The sequence below is a fragment of the Rathayibacter sp. AC182 genome, from assembly GCF_979253875.1.
Map to the genome: position 1 here is coordinate 293,740 of NZ_CEEDEK010000004.1, position 6,332 is coordinate 300,071.

Here is a 6,332-nt window from a genome sequence, read left to right on the forward strand (position 1 = left end):
GCCCCGAGGACGTCGAGCACGAGCTGTCCCCCGAGGAGGACGCCGCGATCGAGGACGAGCTCAAGCACCGGGCTACCCTGGACACGACGAAGGCCCGCCCCGAGAGGGAGCGGGCCTTCGTCGTCGGTGCGACTACGCCGAGAGGCGCTTCGTAGTCGGTGTAGCCCTCGGCTCCGCTCGCGTAGACCGTGGCCTGGTCGAGCTCGTTCTCGGGGTGCCCGCCCTGCCAGCGCTCGACGAGGTCGGGGTTGGCCATGACCGGCCGGCCGACCGCGACGGCGTCGGCGTGGCCGTCGGCGATCAGCGAGCGGACCTCGTCGCGCGTGGTCGGCGATCCGAACCCGCTGTTCGCGATGAGCACGCCGCCGCGAGCGGAGGTCCTGGACGAGCCTGCCCGCGGGCTCGGCGCAGGACGCTGAGGGTGGCTGACAGCCCGAGCGGCGCGAGTCCGTCGACGAGGGCCTCGTAGGTGGCGCGCACGTCGTCGGCGTCGGTCTCGCGGACGTCCTGGATGTTGTGGCTCGGCGAGATGCGGATGCCGACGCGACCGGCGCCGATCTCGTCGGCGATCGCGCGGGTGACCTCGATCGGGAACGCGGCGCGCGCGGCGGGGCTTCCGCCGTAGGCGTCGGTGCGCACGTTCGAGACGGGCGAGAGGAACTCGTGCAGCAGGTAGCCGTTGGCCGAGTGGACCTCGACCTGGTCGAAGCCGGCGTCGACCGCGCGGCGGGCGGCGGCGACGAACTCGTCGCGCACGACGGCGAGCTCCTCGGTGCTCAGCGCGTGCGGCACGGGGAAGCGGGCCTTGTCGTCGCCGGGGACGCGGACCTCTCCGTCGATCGCGATCGCGCTGGGAGCGACGATGCGGTCGGTCCCGGTGATGGCGGCGTGCGAGACGCGGCCCGCGTTCATGACCTGCATGACGATGCGGCCGCCGGCGGCGTGCACGGCGTCGGCGACGGCGCGCCAGCCCTCGGCCTGCTCGGCGGTCGCGATGCCCGGCCGCCCGGCGTAGCCCTTGGACTCGGCGCTCGGGAACACGCCCTCGCTGATGATCAGGCCCAGGCTCGCGCGCTGGGCGTAGTGCTCGGCGATGAGGGCGCCGTGCGGGACGCCGTTCTGGCCGGCGCGCAGGCGCGTCATCGGTGCCATGACGACGCGGTTGGGGAGCTCGAGGTCACCCGGCGGTGAGCGGGGAGAAGGGATCCACGGAGGGCCTTCGTCGGGGGTCGTGCGGTTAGTGCTGTGGCACCGCGGGAGGGAACCGCGCCCGCGGCGCGCACATTCCTGCTCCCGGCAGCCCCATGCGCCGCCCTCCCCCGGCGCGCTCCGCGGCGATCCGCCCGGGATCCTGAGGGCCTGCGTCGACTCGCCTGTCTACACTCGGGAGGCGAACGACGAAGGAGTGTGCGCGATGACCGCGTCAGCGAACCACCGGTCCGACGTCCGCGGGCGCCCGGCCGCGCGACGGTCTCTCCTGGGCGCGGTCGCCGCCCTGCTGATCGGTGCCGGAGCAGCGCTGGCCGGCGCCCCCGCCGCCGTCGCCGAGGATCCCGTGACGCTCGGCTCCTCCCCGGTGCTCGACTCGGTCGGCGCGCTCGGCCCGGAGACTCGGCCGAGATCGAGTCGGCCGTCGCGCGGCTCTACGACGAGCACCGCGTCCAGCTGTTCGTGACCTACGTCGACGACTTCACCGGCGTCTCCGGCGACGAGCGCTGGTCCGACGCCACGGCCGACCTCAACGGGCTGGGCGAGGAGGAGATCCTCCTCGCCGTCGCCGTCGACGCCCGCCAGTACCAGGTCTCGGTCGCGAGGAAGCCCTGCTCGACGACGTGCAGCTCTCCTCGCTGCAGAGCGAGGACATCGAGCCGCAGCTCGTCGAGGGCGACTGGGCCGGGGCCGCGGTCGCCGCGGCCACCGGGATCGGCGAGCGCTTCGACGCGCCGACCGCCGGGGAGCTGCTCGGCCGGGGCGCGACCGTCGTCCTCGCGGTCCTCGCTGTCCTCGTGGTCCTGGGCATCGTGGTGCTCCTCCTCGTCCGCCGCTCGCGCCGCAAGGCCGCGGAGAAGCCGCCGAGGCGTCGATCGACGAGCTGCTAATTCGCGCCGGCTCTGCCCTCGTGCACGCCGACGACGCCGTGCGCACCAGCGAGCAGGAGGTGGCCGCGAGGCGCAGTTCGGCCTCGATGCGACGGGTCCCTTCCGCGACGCGCTCGTGACCGCGAAGCGCCTGCTCGGCGAGGCCTTCGGCCTCCATCAGCGCCTCGACGACGCCGAGCCCGACACCGACCAGGAGCGCCGCGACGGCTACTCCCGGATCCTGCAGCTCTGCGCCGACGCCGAGCAGGCGCTGGACGAGAAGGCCGAGGCGTTCGAGCAGCTGCGCGACCTCGAGAAGAACGCTCCGGAGGTGGCGACGCAGCTCTCCGCGCGCATCGAGGCGGTCGCGGTCCGCGTCGCGCCGGATCCGCGCGATCCGGCGAGCTCGCCGTCTCCTACTCCCCCTCCGCGATCGACGACGTCGAGGACGACGCCGACCAGGCCGAGGACCGCCCGCTTCGCCCGCGACGGGAGTGGAGTCGGCCCGCGCGGCGCTCACCGCCGGCGACACCGGACGCGCGGCCGTGCTGCTGCAGGCGGGTCAGCAGGGCGCCGAGCAGGCGGCGGGCCTCCCTCGAGGCGGTGGCGACCCGCGCCGCGGACCTGCGCGAGGCGGAGCGGACGCTCGCGGCCCGCGTCGGCGAGATCCGGGCCGACGTCGCCCAGGGTCGCGCGCTCATCGCAGCGTCCGACGCCTCCGACCCGACGACCGCCTCGTGCAGAGCGTCGGCACCGCCGTCGCGCAGACGGAGGCGTCCCTCGCTCAGGTGGAGCGCGCCGCCGCTGTGCGCCCGCACGATCCGCTGGCGCTGCTGGCTGCCCTCTCCGCCGCCGACGCCGTGATCGACTCGGCCGTCGGCGGCTACCGCGACGCCTGTGCGCAGCGCGAGCGCGAGCGCGCGGCCCTCGCCGCCGAGCTCACGACCGCCCGGCTTGCCCGGCGGCCGAGGACTTCATCGCCGCGCGTCGCGGAGCTGTCGGCTCGCTCGCGCGCATTCCGCCTCGCCGAGAGGCCGCCCGCGCCTCGGAGTACGCCGCGCAGATCGCCGCGACCGACCGCGCGAGGCGCTGCCTCCGCGCAGCGCGCCCGCCCTCGCCGAGCAGGCGTTGCAGCAGGCCCGCTCGACACGAGCGGCTATGCGTCGCCGAGCGCCGCGGGCAGCCCTTCGGCGGGAACACCGGGGCGTTCCTCGGCGGGATCCTCGTCGAGTCCCTGCTGGGCGGCGGCCGGCGCTCCGGCTACCGCTCGGGGCGGCTTCGGCGGAGGCGGCTTCGGCGGCTCGTCCGGCGGCGGCTTCGGCAGGCTCCCGCCGGTCCAGCGGCGGCGGCTTCGGCGGCGGCGGTGGTCGCCGGCGGAGGTGGCGGCCGCTTCGACCCCGCTCCCCACCCTCCACGACGCATCCATCCACCACGCAAGGAGAGACAGCATGGCCCAGAGACAGTCCATTCGGACGCATCGCGCAGTTTCGCGAAGGCGAACATCAACGCGCCCTCGACCAGGCCGAGGACCCGCAGAAGATGCTCGACCAGATGGTGCGGGACTACACCGACAGCATCCGCGACGCCGAGGCCGCCATCGCGCAGACCATCGGCAACCTGCGCCTGCTCGAGGACGACTACCGCGAGGACGTCGACAACGTGCGCAGAGGCGCCAAGGCGCTCGCGGTGAGCCGCAAGGCCGACGACCTCCGCTCCTCCGGCAGCACCGGCGACGCCGACAAGTTCGACGCCCTCGCGAAGGTCGCACTGCAGCGCCAGATCCAGTCCGAGAAGGAGGCGAGGGACGCCGAGCCGACCATCGCCTCGCAGACCGAGGTCGTCGACAAGCTCAAGTCGGGCCTGAACCAGATGCGCGAGAAGCTGAACCAGCTCTCGTCCAAGCGCGACGAGCTGATCGCCCGCTCCAAGACCGTCGAGGCGCAGACCCAGGTCCAGGACGCCATCAAGAGCATCGACATCATGGACCCCACCAGCGAGGTGAGCCGCTTCGAGCAGAAGATCCGCCGCGAGGAGGCAGCGCGTCCGCGGCGCCGAGGAGCTCGCCTCCTCGAGCCTCGACGCCCAGTTCGAATCGCTGGAGGACCTCGGCGAGATGACCGAGGTCGAGGCGCGACTGGCCGCACTGAAGTCCGGCCGCCCGCAGGACTCGATCGGATCCTGAGAGCACCGGATCGGCGCGGTGGCTGCGATCGCGGCCGCCGCGCCGACGTACGCGAGCCGCGAAGGCTGGCAATCCTCATGGTGCGGTGGACGGCCCTTCCCCCTAATGTTCGAAGAGGTAGCCCCCGAAACCGGTCGCCGCACGCCGCGTCCGGCCCCTACCGGCGCGGTAGGGCCAGGAGCGGACCAGGCGCTGCTCACGGCAGGCGGGAGCCGGGGATCGCTCTCCACGAGGCCGTCGACGCCGATGGCCCGCCCCGAAAAGAACGAGGCACCCCGTGAGCATCTCCGACACCCTGCCCGACGGCGGCGCGACCGCGCAGCCCGGCGGCGAAAGCGAACAGCCGCTCCCGAGTCGTCCGCACGCGTCCGCGCGCCGACGGCCGCATCAACCCCACGACCGAGCGCCTCGGGCCTCCTCAGCACCGTCCGCGATGCGGGGCTGCTGCTGCGCCGCCGCACCGGCTTCTACTACACGATGTTCGCCGCCCTGGTGCTGGCCCTCGGCGGCATCGTCACCGGATTCGTCCTGCTGGGTGACTCCTGTTCCAGCTGCTGCATGGGCTGCCGCCCTCGGCATCGTCCTCACCCAGTTCGCCTTCCTCGCCCACGAGGCCCTGCACCGCCAGGTGTTCGAGCCGGCAAGGCCAACGACGTCGCGGGCCGCACGCTCGCGAACCTCTTCGTCGGCATCAGCTACTCCCCGTGGATGGACGAAGTACAGCCGTCACCACGCCAACCCGAACGTGCTCGGCAAGGACCCCGACATCGAGCGCGATGTCATCTCGTTCACGAGCGAGGACGTGGCCCGCTCGCGCGGCCTGTACGCCTGGCTGACCTGCCGCCAGGGCTACGCGTTCTTCCCGCTCCTCCTGCTCGAGGGCATCAACCTCCACATCCACGGCTTCCGCAACTGTCTTCGGCCGCGGCAAGGTCGACAAGCGCTGGGTCGAGATCTCGATGCTCGTCACCCGTGTCGGCCTCTACCTCGCGGTCATCTTCTGGGCTCTGCCGCTGGGCATGGCGTTCGCCTTCCTCGGCGTCCAGATGGGTGTCTTCGGCCTCTACATGGGCGCTTCGTTCGCCCCGAACCACAGCAGCGGCTGCCGCTGCTGCCCAAGGAAGCGCGCGTCGACTTCCTGCGCCGTCAGGTCCTCACTTCGCGCAGCATCAAGAGCACCTGGCTGACCGACCTCTACATGGGCGGCCTCAACTACCAGGTCGAGCACCACCTGTTCCCGAACATGCCCCGCCCGGCCCTGCGCCGCGCCCAGGTCATCGCGAAGGAGTACTGCGCCACCCACCAGATCCCCTACACCGAGACCTCGCTGCTCGAGTCGTACGGCATCGTCGTCCGCTACCTCAACCGCGTGGGGCCTTCCTCGGCCGGCGGCGACCCGCCCGACCTGCCCGGCCGCCTCGGCCTACGGCCGCTGAGCCGCGCGAACGCCGCGAAGGCCCCCGCTCCGATCGGAGCGGGGCCTTCGCCGTTCCCCGGGGAGGGCGGGGCGGCGGGAGCGTCAGTTCGCGGAGCAGAGGATGAGCGCCGACGACACGAACCCGGCGGTCTTGGCCCCCGATCCGCCGTAGCCGCTCGGGAGGGTCGCCACGGCGGTGAGCCGGAACGCGACCGAGATCGACAGGGTGGTCCGGAACGTGATCGTCGCTCCGGCCGGCACCGCCGCGGTCAGGGTGATCAGGCGGCTCGTGCCGTTGAGGAGTTGGGCGATGTCCGCGCTTCCGCCCGACACTCCGGAAGACCCCGATGCCGGCGACCTGGAGCCCGTGACGACGACCGTCGTGCCGACCGGCAGCGGAGTCGTCGGGCCGGCCTGGAGCGAAGCCGGGGCCCAGGAGCCCGAGGTGGCCCTGCAGGTGCCGCGGGAGCATGAACGGGCCCACGTCCGTGATCGAGGCGGCAGCCGACGGGGTGGCCACCGCGACCGCGACGACTGGGACGGTCCACGCGGCGGCAGCGGCGACCGAGCGGCTGAAGCGGCGCACGAAAAACGCGAAAGCGTTTCACGATAAATGCGAAAACGGTTAAACACCCAATCTGAAACTGAACGAAGT

4 protein-coding genes and 3 pseudogenes are annotated in these 6,332 nt (G+C 72.9%); 5 read left to right on the top strand and 2 right to left on the bottom strand.

Features of this window, described 5'->3' with window-relative positions:
* Window positions 1-151 precede the first annotated feature (151 nt).
* Window positions 152-1,210: pseudogene (locus AC0CII_RS09805) on the bottom strand (alkene reductase); the annotation flags it as partial.
* Between the two features lie 204 nt (window positions 1,211-1,414).
* On the opposite strand from AC0CII_RS09805, the gene AC0CII_RS09810 reads away from it, so the two are divergent.
* From AC0CII_RS09810 to AC0CII_RS09820, 3 genes and pseudogenes are all read left to right on the top strand, one after another.
* On the top strand, window positions 1,415-1,675 hold the full coding sequence (locus AC0CII_RS09810; RefSeq protein WP_465229265.1) for a hypothetical protein: 261 nt from the start codon (window positions 1,415-1,417) through the stop codon (window positions 1,673-1,675).
* A pseudogene (locus tag AC0CII_RS09815) lies at window positions 1,666-1,752 on the top strand (hypothetical protein); the annotation flags it as partial. The gene AC0CII_RS09810 and the pseudogene AC0CII_RS09815, both read left to right, overlap by 10 nt.
* Before the next feature lie 80 nt (window positions 1,753-1,832).
* Entirely contained in the window at window positions 1,833-2,099 is a 267-nt protein-coding gene (locus AC0CII_RS09820; protein WP_465229266.1) for a hypothetical protein, read from the top strand.
* Window positions 2,100-2,494: 395 nt separating this feature from the next.
* Here AC0CII_RS09820 and AC0CII_RS09825 read toward each other — a convergent pair whose 3' ends face one another.
* Window positions 2,495-2,896, bottom strand: a complete 402-nt coding sequence (locus tag AC0CII_RS09825) for a hypothetical protein (protein WP_465229267.1) — start codon at window positions 2,894-2,896, stop codon at window positions 2,495-2,497.
* 658 nt (window positions 2,897-3,554) lie between these two features.
* Between AC0CII_RS09825 and AC0CII_RS09830 the strand changes: the two are divergent.
* Together AC0CII_RS09830 and AC0CII_RS09835 are read left to right on the top strand one after the other, a co-directional pair.
* Window positions 3,555-4,260, top strand: a pseudogene (locus AC0CII_RS09830) (PspA/IM30 family protein).
* 277 nt (window positions 4,261-4,537) lie between these two features.
* Window positions 4,538-6,151: a fatty acid desaturase family protein gene (locus tag AC0CII_RS09835; RefSeq protein WP_465229268.1), complete on the top strand. Its 1,614-nt coding sequence runs from the start codon at window positions 4,538-4,540 to the stop codon at window positions 6,149-6,151.
* The last annotated feature ends 181 nt before the right edge of the window (window positions 6,152-6,332 follow it).